The organism is Klebsiella sp. R445, assembly GCF_051131755.1.
GTDB lineage: Bacteria > Pseudomonadota > Gammaproteobacteria > Enterobacterales > Enterobacteriaceae > Klebsiella > Klebsiella lignicola.
On record NZ_CP180446.1, the window covers coordinates 703,866 to 720,939 of the forward strand.

Annotated in this window: 13 protein-coding genes; 5 read left to right on the top strand and 8 right to left on the bottom strand. The window is 57.5% G+C overall.

Annotated elements, in window-relative coordinates; genetic code table 11:
- Positions 1 to 67: 67 nt before the first annotated feature.
- Complete coding sequence (gene gap, locus ACMYSN_RS03275; protein ID WP_462496998.1) at positions 68 to 1,066, top strand: type I glyceraldehyde-3-phosphate dehydrogenase; 999 nt, start codon at positions 68 to 70, stop codon at positions 1,064 to 1,066.
- A gap of 65 nt (positions 1,067 to 1,131) precedes the next feature.
- On the opposite strand, the gene aldA is transcribed toward gap, so the two are convergent.
- Positions 1,132 to 2,571, bottom strand: coding sequence for an aldehyde dehydrogenase (aldA, locus tag ACMYSN_RS03280; protein ID WP_462496999.1), 1,440 nt, complete (start codon positions 2,569 to 2,571; stop codon positions 1,132 to 1,134).
- Positions 2,572 to 2,769: 198 nt separating this feature from the next.
- Positions 2,770 to 3,570, bottom strand: a complete 801-nt coding sequence (locus ACMYSN_RS03285) for a YdcF family protein (RefSeq protein ID WP_462497000.1) — start codon at positions 3,568 to 3,570, stop codon at positions 2,770 to 2,772.
- A 384-nt stretch (positions 3,571 to 3,954) separates the two neighbouring features.
- Between ACMYSN_RS03285 and ACMYSN_RS03290 the strand changes: the two genes are divergently transcribed.
- Entirely contained in the window at positions 3,955 to 5,280 is a 1,326-nt protein-coding gene (locus ACMYSN_RS03290; RefSeq protein WP_462497001.1) for an MFS transporter, read from the top strand.
- A gap of 58 nt (positions 5,281 to 5,338) precedes the next feature.
- Here ACMYSN_RS03290 and ACMYSN_RS03295 read toward each other — a convergent pair whose 3' ends face one another.
- Genes ACMYSN_RS03295 through ACMYSN_RS03320 form a run of 6 tightly spaced genes read right to left on the bottom strand, consistent with a single transcriptional unit; the run spans position 5,339 to position 12,858 of the window.
- The gene (locus tag ACMYSN_RS03295; protein WP_462497002.1) at positions 5,339 to 6,775 is read right to left on the bottom strand and encodes an APC family permease; all 1,437 of its coding nucleotides are present in this window, start codon (positions 6,773 to 6,775) and stop codon (positions 5,339 to 5,341) included.
- 10 nt (positions 6,776 to 6,785) lie between these two features.
- A complete protein-coding gene (gene astE / locus ACMYSN_RS03300) occupies positions 6,786 to 7,781 on the bottom strand; it encodes a succinylglutamate desuccinylase (protein ID WP_462497003.1) in 996 nt (331 codons plus the stop codon).
- A 10-nt stretch (positions 7,782 to 7,791) separates the two neighbouring features.
- On the bottom strand, positions 7,792 to 9,132 hold the full coding sequence (astB, locus tag ACMYSN_RS03305) for an N-succinylarginine dihydrolase (RefSeq protein ID WP_462497004.1): 1,341 nt from the start codon (positions 9,130 to 9,132) through the stop codon (positions 7,792 to 7,794).
- 22 nt (positions 9,133 to 9,154) lie between these two features.
- Positions 9,155 to 10,621, bottom strand: a complete 1,467-nt coding sequence (gene astD, locus ACMYSN_RS03310) for a succinylglutamate-semialdehyde dehydrogenase (RefSeq protein ID WP_462497005.1) — start codon at positions 10,619 to 10,621, stop codon at positions 9,155 to 9,157.
- Complete coding sequence (astA, locus tag ACMYSN_RS03315; RefSeq protein WP_462498190.1) at positions 10,612 to 11,634, bottom strand: arginine N-succinyltransferase; 1,023 nt, start codon at positions 11,632 to 11,634, stop codon at positions 10,612 to 10,614. The genes astD and astA overlap by 10 nt, the downstream gene beginning before the upstream one ends.
- A gap of 18 nt (positions 11,635 to 11,652) precedes the next feature.
- A complete protein-coding gene (locus ACMYSN_RS03320) occupies positions 11,653 to 12,858 on the bottom strand; it encodes a PLP-dependent aminotransferase family protein (protein ID WP_462497006.1) in 1,206 nt (401 codons plus the stop codon).
- Positions 12,859 to 13,510: 652 nt separating this feature from the next.
- Between ACMYSN_RS03320 and ACMYSN_RS03325 the strand changes: the two genes are divergently transcribed.
- The 3 genes from ACMYSN_RS03325 (at position 13,511) to ACMYSN_RS03335 (ending at position 17,054) form a co-directional block, all read left to right on the top strand.
- Positions 13,511 to 14,785 carry a Glu/Leu/Phe/Val family dehydrogenase gene (locus ACMYSN_RS03325; RefSeq protein ID WP_123754130.1) on the top strand — a complete coding sequence of 425 codons (1,275 nt, stop codon included), beginning with the start codon at positions 13,511 to 13,513 and terminating at the stop codon, positions 14,783 to 14,785.
- A 185-nt stretch (positions 14,786 to 14,970) separates the two neighbouring features.
- Positions 14,971 to 15,402 carry a MarR family winged helix-turn-helix transcriptional regulator gene (locus tag ACMYSN_RS03330; protein WP_462497007.1) on the top strand — a complete coding sequence of 144 codons (432 nt, stop codon included), beginning with the start codon at positions 14,971 to 14,973 and terminating at the stop codon, positions 15,400 to 15,402.
- Positions 15,402 to 17,054 (top strand): efflux MFS transporter permease, encoded by a 1,653-nt coding sequence (locus ACMYSN_RS03335; protein WP_462497008.1) that lies wholly within the window; start codon positions 15,402 to 15,404, stop codon positions 17,052 to 17,054. Before ACMYSN_RS03330 ends, ACMYSN_RS03335 begins: the two co-directional genes overlap by 1 nt.
- Positions 17,055 to 17,074 lie beyond the last annotated feature (20 nt).

The window sequence follows — 17,074 nt, forward strand, 5'->3', positions numbered from 1 at the left end:
CCTGGCGTATGCCTGGTGTGTCTTGTATACCCTCAACCTCACACTCCATCCTGTCAGGAGGCTTTACATGAGCAAACTTGGGATTAATGGCTTTGGTCGTATTGGACGTCTGGTATTGCGCCGTTTGCTGGAAGTTGACAGCCAGCTGGAGGTGGTGGCGATCAACGATCTCACCTCACCGAAAGTGCTGGCCTATTTGTTAAAGCATGATTCGAACTACGGCCCGTTCCCGTGGAGCGTTGATTTTACGGATAACACGCTGATTGTGAACGGCAAAACCATCAATGTCTATGCGGAAAAAGAGGCCAAAAATATTCCGTGGAAAACGGTAGGCGCAGAGCTGATTGTCGAATGCACCGGCTTCTACACCTCGACCGAAAAAGCCCAGGCTCACCTCGACGCGGGTGCCAAAAAAGTGCTGATCTCCGCGCCGGCCGGCGACATGAAAACCATCGTCTTTAACGTCAACGACGACACCATGACCGCCGATGACACCATTATCTCCGTCGCCTCCTGCACCACCAACTGCCTGGCGCCGATGGCTAAAGTGCTCCACGACGCCTTCGGTATCAAGCTCGGCACCATGACCACGATCCACGCCTATACCGGCACCCAGTCTCTGGTGGATGGCCCACGCGGTAAGGATTTACGCGCCTCACGCGCGGCGGCGGAAAACATCATTCCGCACACCACCGGGGCGGCAAAAGCGATTGGCCTGGTGATCCCTGCACTCAGCGGCAAGCTCAAGGGCCACGCCCAGCGCGTACCGACTAAAACCGGTTCGGTCACTGAACTGGTCTCCATCCTTGAGAAAAAAGTCACCGCCGAAGAGGTCAATCAGGCCATGAAGAACGCGGCCGAGAACAACGACGCTTTCGGCTACACCGAAGAAGAGATTGTCTCGTCCGATATTATCGGCAGCCATTTCGGCTCGATCTATGACGCCACCCAACTGGAAATCGCCGAAGCCGGCGACGTCCAGTTGGTTAAAACCGTTGCCTGGTACGATAACGAATACGGTTTTGTCACCCAGTTGATTCGCGTGCTGGATAAATTTGCCCGCTAGCGACGCCCTGAAAGCAAAAAGCGGACAGCCTGGCTGTCCGCTTTTCTTTCCCCACACGGCAATGCTTACGATTGCAGGTAGACCACCTGAGTTTGCAGGTATTCGTTGAGACCATGACGCCCGTCAGCGCCGCCGATCCCCGATTTACGCCAGCCCGCATGGAAGCCCTGCATCGCTTCAAAGTTTTCGCGGTTGATGTAGGTTTCGCCGAATTTCAGCCCTTTAATCGCTTTCATGGCGACATTCAGATCCCGGGTATAAATGGATGAGGTCAGTCCATAATCACTATCATTGGCCATGGTCAGCGCCTCTTCCAGGGTCTCAAACGCTACCACCGGCAGCACCGGGCCAAAGGTCTCCTCGTGAATAATGTCCATCTCCTGGCGTACATCCAGCAGCAGAGTCGGCGGGTAGAAGTAGCCTTGCCCCGCCACCGCTTTACCGCCCAGCGCCAGACGCGCCCCCTGTGACAGGGCTTTCGCCACTTTCTGCTCGACGCGCTCCAGCGCGGCGGCATTGATCAACGGTCCCATCGCGATATCGTTGCGCACGCTCGGGTCGCCAAACGCCACCGCTTTGAGCGCCTCGCCCAGACGATTAACGAAACGATCGTAAATGCCTTTTTGTACATACACCCGCTCAACGCAGTTGCACACCTGCCCGCTGTTAATCACCCGCGAATCGACCACCGCTTTTACCGCCAGCTCAAGGTCGGCGTCATCCATCACGATAGCCGGAGCTTTACCGCCCAGCTCCAGGCATACTTTAGTGATGTTTTTCGCCGCCGCAGCCATGATTTTTTCACCGGCGCCGACGCTGCCGGTCATGCTGACCATCGCCACTTTCGGATTGGCAGCCAGTTCCTGACCAACGGTCTCCCCGCGGCCCAGCACCAGGTTAAAGACCCCTTTCGGCAGGCCGATCTGATCGACAATCTGCGCAAAAGCGATGGCGTTATTGGGGGTAAATTCACTTGGTTTAATGACGATGGTGTTGCCGGTGATCAGCGCCGGCGCCAGCTTGCGGGCAATCAGGAAAAACGGGAAGTTCCACGGCAAAATTCCGGTAGTGACTCCCAATGCGCGTTTGAATACGAGGATGTTTTCACCCGGACGGTCGCTCTGGACTATCTCGCCTTCATAGCGGCGCGCCCACTCTGCCATATACTCAAGGTAATCGGCGGTAAACGACACTTCCACCGCCGCCAGCTGCTGGATTTTGCCCCCTTCCGCGACGATCAGCCCGGCAATGTCGTCGGCGCGTTCACGGATCCCGGCGGCAATTTTACGCAACCAGCCCGCACGCTCAATCGCCGGCAGCGCTTCCCAGGCCGGCTGTGCGCGTTCAGCTGCGTCAATTGCCCGGCGCGCATCGTCAGCCGTGCCGTCAGGGATGCGCGACAGCAGTGTTTCAGTCGCCGGATTGTGCACATCGATCCAGGCGTCGCCGCGCCCGGCAACAAACTGACCATCAATATACATCTGATGCTGAACGGGTGCTGTCATGGCCTGCTCCTGTAGATTTAGTGTTTTTAACAAGTAATTGTTTTGTTAAAAATTTATCCACAAAGCGTAATAAACCCAGCACCTGCGCGCGGTTTTGTGAATCAGTTCATGAAAAATAGCGTTGATCACTGCTGAAAAGTTACATTCTGGCAACAAGAGCTGCCCGTTTGCGAAAAAATGCTCGCAAACGGGCAGTCATCACGCCAGCGTACGCGCCTGCAGAGCTTCCGTCAGCAGGCTGTCTGCGCGCAGACGTTCCCCGGCAGCAACGATCTGCGCCGGGATATCGACGTGAACGATAAAGCCTTTACCACGAGGGCCATAGCCTTGCGGGTTATCCTGCAGGCGCGGCAGCTCTCCGAGGATCAGCGACAAATAGCGCCCGACCGGCCACACGCCGTCAGCCTCATGCCTAAACGCAACCCCCTGCGGCGTGTTGTACAGGCACGGCGTAAAGCCCGGCGTACCGAACCACCGCGGAGCCGTCGCTGCGCCTTGCCAGATGCGGGCAAAAGTCGCCATGGTGCGTCGCTGCATGGTCGGGTCCTGAATCACCACGCCGCAACGAGGCACCATACCGCGCGCCTCGAGGGTCTGACGGGTAAATAGCGCGTTCTCACCGCAGTTGCTGGAACGGTCCTCTACCACCAGCTGTTCCCGGGGTATTTGCCAGAACTGATGGGCGATATCGGCGAGGATATGCGCTTCCGGGCGACCTTCCACCGGCAGCTCGCGATAGCGCGGATCCTGCTGTACTGCCTGATAGAGAAAAGATGTTGAATGGCCGATCCCCCCGCTGATCAGCAGCGGCGCCCCGCTCTGTATCGCTAAGAGACAGGCGGTATCTATCGTTGGGATCACCGCATTACCTGCGAGAACCACTACATCTATAGCGGGCTGCGGTTGCTGCACACTGAAATCGTCCAGCGCCAGCCATTGTCCCACCAGGTTTGCCGCCGCCAGTGTCTCATCCGCGAGGGTTGGAAAATGCTCTGTCATACTCACTCCTTTTTATGACTACTCATCGGGTCACGACGTTTCATCACATCATAACCTCTGCCTGGGGCCATCGTTATATTGACGGCAATTTGTAACAAAAAAGAAATAACAAGAAACATCTAAAAATCATTGGGTTGCACCTGAATAAATCACCATGATAACGCCATTAATCAGCGCAAATGCGTACAGAATATGATAAATGCCGTGTGATATAGGGCGTAATACCGCTGTTTTCACTCAATTAACTCGTCTGATGACTTGCCAAAAATAACACACCACCCTAAGTTGCTTAACAATTACACAACCTTTTCTTGTGCCAGGTTGCACCTCAATCACCACAGGTGCTACCTGGAACGTTATGACCATGGCGGAGTCGAGTGAATAATGACGATACACGATAGTAGTACCACATCCATCCTCAAGAAAAACAAGAAGGTGCTGATTGCCAGCCTTACTGGTAGCGCCATTGAATGGTTCGACTATTTTCTCTACGGCACCGCGGCCGCGCTGGTGTTCAACAAGATCTTCTTTCCGATGGTCGACCCGGTCATCGGGCTAATCCTCTCCTGGCTCTCGTTTTCATTAACCTTTTTTATTCGCCCTATAGGAGGGGTGCTGTTCGCCCACATTGGTGACCGGATTGGGCGTAAAAAAACGCTGGTACTGACGCTGTCATTGATGGGCGGCGCTACGGTGGCCATCGGACTGCTGCCCACCTATGAGATGATCGGCCTGTGGGCGCCGGCGCTGCTGATTACCCTGCGTATCGTCCAGGGGATGGGGATCGGTGGCGAATGGGGCGGCGCGCTGCTGCTGGCTTACGAATATGCCCCGGAAAAGCGCAAAGGCTTTTTCGGCAGTATTCCGCAGGCTGGCGTCACCATCGGCATGCTGATGGCGACCTTTATCGTTTCCCTGATGACGCTGTTTAGCGAAGAGCAGTTCCTCTCCTGGGGCTGGCGTATTCCGTTCCTGTTAAGCTCGGTGTTGGTGCTGCTGGGCCTGTGGATCCGTAAAGATATCGATGAAACACCGGCCTTTAAGCAGGTCAAAAAATCTGGTCAGGTGGCGAAAGCGCCGCTGCGCGATACCCTCAGGTTCCACTGGCGCGAAGTGCTGATTGCCGCCGGTTTGAAAGTTGTCGAAACCGCCCCGTTCTATATCTTCTCGACCTTTATTGTCAGCTATGCCACCAACACCCTGACCTATCAAAAATCTCAGGCGCTGGAGGCCGTGACCCTTGGCGCGCTGGTGGCCACGGTGATGATCCCGCTGATGGGGCTGCTTTCCGATAAAATCGGCCGCCAGAAAATGTATTCCATTAGCGTGTTGCTGCTCGGGTTGTTTATCGTTCCGTGGTTCATGCTGCTGGATACCCAAACCACCTGGGGCATTGTGTTAGCCACGGTGGTTGCTTTCGGCGTGCTGTGGGCACCGGTAACCGCCGTACTGGGAACCCTGTGTTCGGAAATTTTCAGCGCCAACGTACGCTACACCGGGATCACGCTGGGCTATCAGCTTGGCGCGGCACTGGCGGGCGGGACGGCTCCGCTTATCGCCACCGGACTGCTGGCGAAATATGACGGTGACTGGGTGCCGGTGGCGTGGTATCTGAGCGGTACGGTGGTGATTTCGCTGATCGCTATCTTCTGCGCCAGCCGTCTGAAGCAGACCCCGGCAACCCCGGTTGCCGAGGCCGGTCAGCTGTAAAAAATCGATAATCAATAAAACAAACGCCGACAACAGTCCTGCTGTTGTCGGCGTTGTGTTAGGCGTTGAGCCTCTCCAGCTGGCGTTGCCCTTCCCGCTTATTCTTGATCTTCCAGCACAGCCACAACGCGATAAACCACAACGGCGTCGCCAGCAGCGCTTTCAGCGTATCCGGGTCGAAAATCATGATGAAGATGGCGAAGGCGAAAAACAGCAGACTCACCCAGCTCATCACCACGCCCGCCGGCATCTTAAAGGTCGACTGCTGATGCAGATCCGGGCGCTTGTGGCGATACACCAGATAGGCCACCAGAATCATTCCCCAACTGAACACCACCATAATCGCCGCCAGCGTCGACACAATGGTGAACAGGGTCATCACGTTCGGCACCAGGAACAGCAGCAGCGTACCGCTGAGCATGCAGAAGCAGGAGAACAGCAGGCTGCGCACCGGGATCCGCGTGGAACGAGACAGAATGCGGAACTGACCATGGGCATGCTTTTCCACCGACAGACCGTACAGCATGCGGGTACTGGAGTAGACCCCGCTGTTGGCCGACGACATCGCTGAGGTTAGCGCCACAAAGTTGATCACCGCCGCCGCTGCCGGCAGCCCGGCGTTGGCAAACAACGTCACGAAGGGGCTGGCATCCGGCGAGACGCCCGGCCAGGAGGCCACGGCAATAATCACCACCATCGACAGCAGATAAAAAATGATAATGCGCAGCGGCAGCGCGTTGATCGCCTTCGGTAAAATCTTCTGCGGGTCACGGGTTTCGGCGGTCATAGTGCCGAGCAGTTCAATCCCGGTGAAGGAGAAAATGGCTATCTGGAAACCGGCAAAGAACCCGGTGACGCCGTGCGGCATAAACACCGCCGGGTCAGTGATATGGTTCAGCGAGGCTTTCACTCCGTCCGGCGAGGTCCAGCCAATAGCGATCATCCACGCCCCGGTGATAATCAGCGCAATAATCGTAATCACCTTGATCAGCGCAAACCAGAACTCGGCCTCGCCAAACATTTTCACCGACAGCAGGTTAAACAGGAACAGGATCCCAAGGGTACTGAGCGCCGGCATCCAGGCCGACATCTCGGGAAACCAGTACTGCATGTAGCTGCCGCAGACCACCACGTCGGCGATACAGGTCACTACCCAGCTCAGCCAGTAGGTCCAGCCCAGATAGAAGCTGGCCTGCGGACCGAGGTACTCGCCGACGAAATCGGCGAAGGAGCGATAGTCCAGCCGGGTGAGCAGCACCTCGCCCATCGCCCGCATCACCATATAGGTAAAGAAGCCCACCAGCACATAGATGACGAGGATCGACGTCCCCGCTACGGCAATATTTCTTCCCGCGCCCATAAACAGGCCGGTCCCGATAGCCCCGCCCAGCGCAATCATCTGAATGTGCCGGGCGCCAAGGCCGCGTTTGAGCTGCGACGGGCGCTCCCCCTCGATGGCAGACGTGGTCTGCCCCTCGCGTTGATGTTGAGTCATGTCGATTCCTTCAGGCAGGCAAAGAAAGGCATGGCGCGGCAGACTTCAGTAACAAACCGGCACGTTGACCGGTTGCCACTCCCGCATTGGGAAATAAGATGTACGGCGCGTGCGCCTGAACCACCCACGTTTTTTCCGGCTGGCAGGCTATCTCATACCCGGCGGGCAGCGCGGTGAAGTTTTCAATTTTCGGATCCAGGTTGAGCGTGAAATCGCGATCGCTCTTGATGATGCTCTCCTGTACCAGAAAATAGTCCGCCGGCGCTTTCGCCCTCGCAGGCAGCGGTGCATCGGCAATCAGCGCACAGATCGCCGCCTCGGTTGCGGCAAAGAGCGCGAGGTCGTTCTCCCCGAACGGCATGACTTTACCCAGTTCCAGCGTGGCGCTCTGCGCGCCAAAGACCTCGCTGGTGAAATGGGTAAAGGTGCCTCCCGGTTCGGTATGGCGCACAATGGCGTCCATCCCGCTGGCCTGCAACAGCTGGTAAAACTCAGCACTGTAGTCGCCGTCGTGAGCCGGCAGCAGCGCAAACTGCCGGTAGCGTGAGCCGCGAATGGCGGTATGCAAATCCAGATGCCGGCGCGGGACCGCGCCCTGGCTGTCCGCCGTGTTAAAGAAGGCCTCCACGACGGTTTCCAGCTCCTGCGCGCGCCGCGACTCGTTACCCGGCGCCACGGCACGGTGCCGCCCGCCAAACAGGCGGTTCAGGTCGTAATGCCAGTAGCGACGGCTGGCGCGCACCGCCGGCAGATTGCCGAAGATCAGCAGCAGCGCATGCTGTAGCGGCTGCTGGCCTTCGCTCAGGCCGTGCATCACCTGCAGCAGGATCTCAATCGGTGCGGTTTCGTTACCGTGGATCCCCGCCGACACCACCGTGGCCTGGCTCCACGGCTTCACCGGTAGCAGCTGAAGCACGCCATCCGCCAGCCAGCGCGCCTCGATATCCGGCGGAAACGGCCAGCTCGACAGGCGACAGTGATGTAAATCGTTCACCCACGTTTCCATTGCAGGCCCCTTAGCGCTGGAAGTCATAGACCGACCCCAGACCTAAAATTTGCGTCAGTTCATCGAGGGCCTGATACACCTCACCCAGCAGTTGCGGGTCGCCAAGGTCGCGAGCGTGCAGCCGGTCACGGTAGTGTTTTTCAACCCAGCGGGTCAGCTGTTGATAACGCTCATCATTCATCAGGCTCTGGGGGTTAACCGCCGCCAGTTCGCGATGGTTGAGCACCACCCGCAGACGCAAACACGCCGGGCCACCGCCGTTACGCATACTTTCGCGCAGGTCGAATACCGCCACTTCATTAATAGGTGAAGCGCTGTCGCTGACCAGCCCGGTCAGATACTGCCAGACGTTGCTGCGCTGGCGGCACTCTTCCGGCACCACGATCAACATTTTGCCGTCCGCCTTACTGAGGAGCTGGCTATTGAACAGGTAGGAGGCCACGGTATCGTCAAGGCTGACCTGCGCCTGCGGCACTTCAACGCTGGTAAACGGAATATCCAGCTGCGCCGTTTTCTCCCGCAGCTGATCCAGCACCGCCTGCTGATTTAAAAAGGCATGCTGGTGGTGGAACAGCACGTGACGGTTGCTGACCGCGATGACGTCGTTATGGAATACGCCGCGGTCGATAGCCGCCGGGTCCTGCTGGGCGAAAACGGTATAGTCCGGGTTCAACTGATGCAGCCGGGCGATGGCCTGGCTGGCCTCCAGGGTTTGGCGGGCCGGATATTTCACCGGCGCCACGCCGCCGCTGGCGCGCTTACCGTAGACAAAAAACTGGACGCCCTGACGGTCATAGTCGCGGCAAAAACGGTTGTGGTTGGCCGCCCCTTCATCACCCAGATACTCATGCTGCGGCAGAGCGCCGTGGTGGCTGAAGCAGGTTTCATCGGCAAAGGTGGCACGCAGAATTGCAGCGGTGGTCGGCGCTTCCTGTGAGCGATGCAGTTTGTTGTTCAGGTTAGCGACCGTAAAATGCAGCTTGCCGTCGGCGCTGTCGGCGGAAGGCGATACCGTCGCGGCGTTGGCGGTCCACATCGATGACGCAGAGCTAAACGCCGACAGCAGCTGCGGCGCTTGTGCCGCAGCGCTCTGGATAACCTGGGCGTCGCTGCCCTGGAAACCCAGACCGCGCAGCGCGGTCATATTCGGTCGCGGCTGCGGCGGTAAAATCCCCTGAATGAAGCCCTTATCCGCCAGGGTTTTCATTTTAAACAGCCCCTGCAACGCCGCTTTTTTCGGGTTCGACTCCCCGTCACGGTTGTTTTGCGAGGCTTCATTACCGACCGACAGCCCGGCGTAGTGGTGCGTTGGCCCGACCAGGCCATCAAAATTAGCTTCAAAACCAGACATAGTGTCCTCTCAGGATCCGTTATCAGAATGGCAGGCCAGGCGAAGTGGTCGCCGGCAGCGTCAGCGTGTCACTGACCAACGAGGCCATCGGCCAGGCGCAATAATCGGCGGCATACCACGCCGAGGCACGATGGTTGCCCGAGGCGCCCACGCCGCCAAACGGTGCTTTACTGGAGGCACCGGTCAGCGGCTTGTTCCAGTTGACGATCCCGGCCCGCGCCTCATCAGCAAAGCGCTCAAACAGCGCCGGGTCGGCAGAGATCAGCCCCGCCGCCAGCCCGTATCGGGTAGCGTTGGCAATGCGTATCGCCTCATCAAACGCGTCGTAGCGGATAACGGTCAGCAGTGGACCGAAGTACTCTTCATCGGGAACATCAATCCCGGTGACGTCGATAATGCCCGGCGTTAATGCTGTCGATTGCGGATCCGGCTGCTGCATCCGCAGTAACACCGTCCCCCCCAACCCGGCCAGCTTGTCCTGCGCCGCCAGCATCCCCTGCGCTGCGGTCAGCGAGATCACCCCGCCCATAAACGGCTGCGGCTCAGCATCCCATTTGCCAGCCCGGATACGGGCGCTGGCCTCAACCAACCGCTGCAGCAGTGCATCACCCTCGGCACCTCGCGGGACCAGCAGCCGACGCGCGCAGGTGCAGCGCTGCCCGGCAGAGATAAAGGCCGACTGAATAATCACATTCAGCGCCGCGTCGCTGTCGGCCACGTCGGCGACGATCAGCGCGTTATTGCCGCCCATCTCCAGCGCCAGCATTTTCTCCGGCTGGCCGCCGAGGTAACGGTGGAAATGGAACCCGACCGAAGCGCTACCGGTAAACAGCACGCCGTCGATATCCCGGTTTTCCAGCAGCGCCTGGCCGGTCTCTTTGCCACCCTGAATCAGGTTGATCACCCCGTCCGGGATCCCGGCCTGCTGCCACAACTGCACCGTCAGTTCTGCGGTAGCCGGTGTCAGTTCGCTCGGCTTGAAGACCACGGTATTGCCGGCAATCAGCGCCGGAATAATGTGACCGTTTGGCAGATGGCCGGGGAAGTTATAGGGGCCAAACACCGCCATCACGCCGTGCGGTTTATGGCGCAGCAGCGCTTTGCCGTCCGGCATCGCCGTTTCACGTTGGCCGGTACGTTCGTGGTAGGCCTCAATCGAGATTCCGGCCTTGCCGATCATCGCCTGCACTTCGGTGCGGGTTTCCCACAGCGGTTTGCTGGTTTCACGGGAAATCAGCGTCGCCAGCCGCTCTTTTTCGCTCTCCAGCAGTGCCGCAAAGCGCTGAACACAGGCAATACGTTCAGTCACCTGCCGGTGGGACCAGGCGTAAAAGGCACCGCGGGCGGCACTGCAGGCGGCCTGAACATCCGCCGCACCCGCGCTGGTGGCCTGCCACAACAGCGACTGGTCTTCTGGCGCCAGTTTCGTCAGCAGCGCGCCGGCGCCCTGCAACCATTGTCCTGCGATAAACTGTGCATTTAGCGCCATGATGTTCTTGCCTCCGGGAGTAAAGTCACCGCATGGACCCGCTCGGAATCATTGACCGCCAGCGCATCCAGCATGGATTGGTTAAGTTCAGGTTGGTCTTCCGGCGATAGCAGCACCGCGCGGAACTGGGCAAACTGGTTATTGGCGACAATCAGCGGCGACGACCCCGAAGCCTTCAGCTGCAGCGCCGGAATAAACTGGCTCTCGCTGACCGCTCTGATGGCGTCGGTTTCCGCCTCCAGCACCGGGCCGGCATCGAAAATATCCACCGATCCGCGCCAGCTGAATCCCTCTTTTTCCAGAATCGCCCGCGCCGGTGAGGTGTTGGCATGCACTTCACCAATCACCGCCCGGGCGTTTTCCGGCAGCAGCGACACGTAGATCGGGTACGCCGGCATTAGCTCGGCAATAAAGGTCTTCATGCCGGTGCCGGTCAGACGGTCGGCGTCGGCGAACGGAATGTCGAAAAAATGGTGCCCCAGTGCATCCCAGAAGGGCGAGTTACCCTGCTCGTCGCTGCGCCCGCGCAACTCAGCAAACAGATGAGGTGAAAACAGTTCGCGGAAGGCGGCGATAAATAAGAAGCGCGCCTTGGATAAGAACAGCCCATTACGGTTTTTCTGATATTCCGGATCGAGGAACAGCGTACACAGTTCGCTATGACCGGTATGGTCATAGCTAAGGTTGAGCAGCTCCTGGTTTTTATAGACCCCCAGCTCTTTCGAGGCACGTACGGTGCGCTGCAGGCGGAAATTGTAAAACGGCTCATCTAGCCCCACCGCCACTTCGATAGCGCTGACGCCCACCACCCGGCCGGCGTGGGTATCTTCCAGCACAAACAGAAAACCCTGCTGGCCCCGCGACAGCTTGCCGTCAAAGGTTTCCACGCTGCGCTGGATCCGTGCGGCCAGGCGCACGGGATCGTTGGGTAACGAGGTCATACCGACACCCGCCCGCGACGCGAGGCGGATAATATCGTCGAGGTCATTTTCCCGAACGGGACGAAATAGCATCATAAACCGTCTCCCGGATCAGGCTGTCAGGCGGGCGACGGCACGCTCAAGGCGCACAAAAGCCTCCTCAATATCCGCCAGAGGGATATTGAGCGCCGGTGCAAAGCGCAGCACGTCCGGCCCGGCGATCAGCGCAATCAGCCCCTCTTCCGCCGCGAGGTTAGTCAGCGTTTTGGCCTGACCACGCAGGTGGCTGGCAAGCTCGGCACCAATCAACAGCCCCATTCCGCGCACCGCGCTGAAGAGATCGTAACGCGCGTTCAGGGCATTCAGTTTTTCGACGATGAGATCGTGACGAACGCTGACCCCGGCCAGCAGTTCGCCATCCATCTGTGCCAGCACGCCGTTGGCGACCGTTGCCGCCAGCGGGTTACCGCCAAAGGTGGTGCCGTGAGTGCCCGGCTGGAAAACCTGCGCCCACGCCTCTTTGGTCAGCATCGCGCCAATCGGGAAGCCGCCGCCAAGCCCTTTCGCGCTGGTGAGAATATCCGGGATCACATTGTAGTGCTGGTAGGCATAGAGCGACCCGGTACGTCCGGCGCCGGTCTGTACCTCATCAAAAATCAGCGTGACGTCGTGCTGGTCGCACAGCTCGCGCAGCGCCTGCAGGAATGCCGGGTCAGCCGGTCTCACGCCGCCTTCCCCGATAATCGGCTCGACGATCACCGCGCAGGTGCGGTCCGAGATCGCGGCTTTCACGGCGGCAATGTCGTTATACGGCAGATGGGTAATGTCCTGCGGCAGCGGCGCGTAATCACAGGAGTATTTTGGCTGACCGCCGACCGTCACGGTAAACAGGGTGCGGCCATGGAAGGCATTCTGGAAGGCGATGATTTCACTTTTATCGGCGCCAAATTTATCGTGGGCGTATTTACGCGCCAGCTTCAGCGCCGCTTCGTTGGCTTCCGCACCGGAGTTGCAGAAGAACACTTTGTCGGCAAAGGTGGATTCCACCAGCGTTTTGGCCAGCTGCAGTACCGGCTCGTTGGTGTAGCCGTTACCGACGTGCCACAGGTTATCAAGCTGCGACTTCAGCGCCGCCACCAGCGACGGGTTAGCATGACCGAGTGAGTTCACGGCAATCCCGCCCGCCAAATCGATATAGTCTTTCCCCTGCTGATCCCAGACGGTTGAACCCGCCGCCTTCACCGGAATAAAAGGAGCTGGGGCAAAACAGGGCACCATATACGCATTAAAATCTTCACGAGTCATACAGCCTGACATAACAATTCTCCGGAACGATGACTGGCCTGAATTCATTTACCAGTCAGGGGTGGTCGACATTAACAATTCCCCGGCCCTGATTTGATGACGAGCGCGCCCGTTACGATGAATGTAAATTCACCGCAATCAAATAAAGCCTTTATATATTTATGGGTATTTGTTAATTCACAGTTAACACCTTGTGTGTTGCGTGTTCTCATGCTGGACCGGGACACACAATAAAGTCAATACGCCCACCCGCATTTTATTCACTTTTTGATAGCTATCAAGATAATGATAAATATGGAAAAATTATTTGTCCATTCACTTAACTGCATAAAATATGCATATAAATGCACGGCATGGTGGTACTTTCCCGTGCTTATTTATGCAATCAAAAAACCAAAATTCTAACAAAAATGTAAAATTCGCAACGGCGGTCAAATACCGGTTTATAAAATTGGTGATAAGATTCATTGCACAGAGTTTACTGCTGTATGTATTCCACGGTTTTACACGACATATACTCAAAAGAATTCGCGTTGCGTGTAGGCGACAAGGCCGTAAATCCCCAGGAGCTTACTCAGGTAAGTGACTGGGGTGAGCGGGTGCAGCCAATATCCAGGCAACTTGAAGGATGAAGGGTATAAATAACACTAAGAACAGGATTCTTATGGAAAAGTTATCTTACGCATCTGAAAGTACTACATCTCCATGGACAACCTACCTGCGCCAAATCGACCGCGTCGCGCCTTACCTGGGCGATCTCGCCTACTGGGTTGAAACCCTGCGCCACCCGAAACGCGCGCTGATCGTCGATATCCCGGTGCAGATGGATGATGGCTCCATCCGCCATTTCGAAGGTTACCGTGTACAGCACAATCTATCGCGTGGACCGGGTAAAGGTGGTGTTCGCTACCATCCAGATGTAGACCTGAATGAAGTGATGGCACTTTCTGCCTGGATGACCATCAAGTGTGCCGCAGTCAATATTCCGTATGGCGGAGCCAAAGGCGGCGTGCGCGTTGACCCGTTCAGCCTGTCCGAAGGCGAGCTGGAACGCCTGACCCGCCGCTATACCAGCGAGATCGGTTTGATTATCGGGCCGCAGAAAGATATCCCGGCGCCGGACGTCGGCACCAACGGTAAAGTGATGGCGTGGATGATGGACACCTACTCCATGAATCATGGCACCACGATTACCGGCGTGGTCACCGGCAAGCCGATTCACCTCGGTGGTTCGCTGGGTCGTGAAAAAGCCACCGGCCGCGGCGTCTTTATTAGCGGTCGTGAAGTGGCTGGTCGTTTCGGGATTGAAATCGAAGGCGCGAAAGTAGCCCTGCAGGGCTTCGGTAACGTCGGTAGCGAAGCAGCCCGTCTGTTTGCCGGCGTCGGCGCGCGTATCGTTGTGATTCAGGACCATACCGCCACCCTGTATAACGAAGGCGGCATTGATATGGCGGCCCTGACAGCATGGCAGGCCGAGAAGAAACAGATTGCCGGATTCCCGGGCGCCCGTGAAATCGATAAAGATGATTTCTGGACCACCCAGATGGATATTCTTATCCCTGCCGCACTGGAAGGCCAGATCACGCGCGAACGTGCCGAGAAGCTGACCTGTAAGCTGGTGCTGGAAGGGGCAAACGGCCCGACCTATCCGGAAGCCGATGATGTGCTGGCCGAGCGCGGCGTGGTCGTGGTGCCGGACGTTATCTGCAACGCCGGCGGCGTGACCGTCAGCTACTTCGAGTGGGTGCAGGACATGGCGAGCTTCTTCTGGAGCGAAGAAGAGATCAACGCCAAAATGGACCGTATCATGACCGATGCGACCATCCACGTGTGCGAAAAAGCGTCTGAAAAAGAGTGTTCTCTTCGTACGGCGGCCTATATCGTGGCCTGTGAGCGCATCCTGATGGCGCGTAAAGATCGCGGTATCTATCCGGGTTAAGTTCTCCCGTTGATTATCGCCCGGGCCATGGCCCGGGCTTTTTTTTGCCCGCTGTCGTTGTGTATTCCTCTTGCTAAACACACAACGTTAACCATTTTTTAGCATCTCCCTTGAATTTCTCTTTCTATCAGGAATAGAATCATTAGAGCTCTAACTATTTTACAATTACCTGATGTCAAGAAACTATGGATAACCGGCAGCTTACCTTTTCCCATCTCCTGTATCTCACGGCCCACCACTGGCGGCTGGCGGTCAATCGTCGCTTAAAAGACCTCGGTATGAGCCAGGCGAGCTGGGTCGCGGTTGCGGCCATTGCCCGCAACGCAGATCCGCTCTCGCAAATTGAGCTTGCCCAGGAGCTTGGCGTAGAAAGCGCCACAGTGGTCCCGCTGGTCAATCGCCTTGTCGAGCAGGGGCTGGTCGAGCGCGTCATCACCGATCGCGATAAACGCAAGCGTCTGCTGGTCGCCACGGAAAAAGGACTTGAGGTCTATCTCCAGGTCAAGGCCGTTGCGGACGAGTTGCGCGAAGAGATCCTCAGCACCATCACCGCCGAGGAGCGCGAGCAAACCCAGCAGGTGCTGGAAAAACTGCTGCGCGAGGTGGAGAAAAAGTAATGCCACGTCGCAAAAGTAACCCCTATGAGCCTCACGAGTGGGCAGCGCACGAAAAACCCGCCCTGCTCGGTTCGCCGTCAACGCCCGTTCACAGCCCTCCAAAACGTGTTGCCTACGGTATTGTCGGGCTGCTGGTCTGCCTGACCGGCGCGCTAGGTAATGCGGTGGTCACCGCTAACCTGCAAAATCTGCAGGGTACTTTCGCCGCCTGGTCGACGGAAATAGCCTGGCTGCCAGCCGTTTACGTTATGACTAACGTATCGATCAACCTGCTGCTGGTGAAATTTCGCCAGCAGTTCGGCCTGCGCGCCTTTACTGAAGGCTTCCTGGTGCTGTATGTCCTGGTGACCTTTTTCCACCTTTTCGTTAACGATCTCAGCTCGGCTATTATGGTCCGGGCTGCCCACGGCATGGTGGCAGCGGCGCTTAGTTCTTTGGGTATCTACTATCAGGTCCAGGCCTGGCCCGCCCGCCACCGTCTGAAGGCGCTGACCATTGGCATTACCGGATCGTCGCTGGCCATTCCTATTGCTCGCCTGTTCTCCACCGAGTTGCTACAGATCGATGAATGGCGCGGGCTCTACTTTTTTGAGCTGGGGCTGGCGCTGATCTCGCTTGCCTGCGTGATCGCCCTGAAGCTGCCGCCCAGCGATCGCCAAAAAGTGTTTGAGAAAAAGGATTTCATCACCTTTATTCTCCTGGCACCCGGCATGGCACTGGTCTGCGCCGTACTCTCGCTGGGACGACTTGACTGGTGGTTTGAAGCCCCGTGGATTGGCTGGTCGTTAGCCGGCGCGATGGTGCTCATTGTTTCGGCTATCGTCTTTGAGCACAACCGAAGCAACCCACTGCTTAACACACACTGGCTTTCCAGCGGCAGTATCCTGCGCCTGGGGCTGATTATGCTGTTGATCCGTATTGTGCTTGCGGAGCAAAACACCGGGGTTATCGGTTGGCTACAGTATGCAGGCCTGCAAAACGAGCAGATGAACACCCTCGCGTGGTCGATTTTCGCCGGTATTCTCAGTGGGATTGTTGCCAGCTGCCTGACCCTGAATCCGCAGCGGCTCTACTGGCCTATCGCCACCGCGCTGGCGTTTATCATGGTCGCCTCGCTGCTCGACAGCCAGTCCACTATTCTGACACGCCCGGAGCAGCTGATGTTCAGCCAGTTCTTGCTCGGCTTCGGCAGCGCCTTTTTCCTCGCCCCGGCGATGCTGGCGGGGATCGGCGGCGTCATTGCCGACCCGCGTAACCTGGTGAGTTTTTCGGTGCTGTTTGGGATGAGCCAGAACATCGGCGGACTGCTCGGTTCGGCAATACTTGGGACCTTTCAGACCTGGCGGGAGAAATTTCACTCCAGTCAGTTGGCCGACCAGTTGACCACGCTGAACCCGTTGATTACCGAGCGTCTGCAGCAATATAGCCAGCTGTATCAAAACCAGATTGGCGACAGCACCTTGTTGAGCGTACAGGCCAGCACGCTGCTGCAAAATGCCTCAACGCTGCAGGCTAATATTCTTGCCTACAATGATACCTATCTTCTGACCGCGGCGATTTCCGCCGGAACGCTTATCTGGGTGTTCTGGCGGTTGATAAGACTGCGTATTACCGCCCGTATCGCGCTGAAACGCGCAACGGGAAGCAAATAACACTGATAATTTTTACTCTG

Bases quoted from the DNA above. Each gene is read 5' to 3' on its own strand.
- gap (WP_462496998.1), top strand. From the start codon at position 68: ATGAGCAAACTTGGGATTAATGGCTTTGGTCGTATTGGACGTCTGGTA.
- aldA (WP_462496999.1), bottom strand. From the start codon at position 2,571: ATGACAGCACCCGTTCAGCATCAGATGTATATTGATGGTCAGTTTGTT.
- ACMYSN_RS03285 (WP_462497000.1), bottom strand. From the start codon at position 3,570: ATGACAGAGCATTTTCCAACCCTCGCGGATGAGACACTGGCGGCGGCA.
- ACMYSN_RS03290 (WP_462497001.1), top strand. From the start codon at position 3,955: ATGACGATACACGATAGTAGTACCACATCCATCCTCAAGAAAAACAAG.
- ACMYSN_RS03295 (WP_462497002.1), bottom strand. From the start codon at position 6,775: ATGACTCAACATCAACGCGAGGGGCAGACCACGTCTGCCATCGAGGGG.
- astE (WP_462497003.1), bottom strand. From the start codon at position 7,781: ATGGAAACGTGGGTGAACGATTTACATCACTGTCGCCTGTCGAGCTGG.
- astB (WP_462497004.1), bottom strand. From the start codon at position 9,132: ATGTCTGGTTTTGAAGCTAATTTTGATGGCCTGGTCGGGCCAACGCAC.
- astD (WP_462497005.1), bottom strand. From the start codon at position 10,621: ATGGCGCTAAATGCACAGTTTATCGCAGGACAATGGTTGCAGGGCGCC.
- astA (WP_462498190.1), bottom strand. From the start codon at position 11,634: ATGCTATTTCGTCCCGTTCGGGAAAATGACCTCGACGATATTATCCGC.
- ACMYSN_RS03320 (WP_462497006.1), bottom strand. From the start codon at position 12,858: ATGTCAGGCTGTATGACTCGTGAAGATTTTAATGCGTATATGGTGCCC.
- ACMYSN_RS03325 (WP_123754130.1), top strand. From the start codon at position 13,511: ATGGAAAAGTTATCTTACGCATCTGAAAGTACTACATCTCCATGGACA.
- ACMYSN_RS03330 (WP_462497007.1), top strand. From the start codon at position 14,971: ATGGATAACCGGCAGCTTACCTTTTCCCATCTCCTGTATCTCACGGCC.
- ACMYSN_RS03335 (WP_462497008.1), top strand. From the start codon at position 15,402: ATGCCACGTCGCAAAAGTAACCCCTATGAGCCTCACGAGTGGGCAGCG.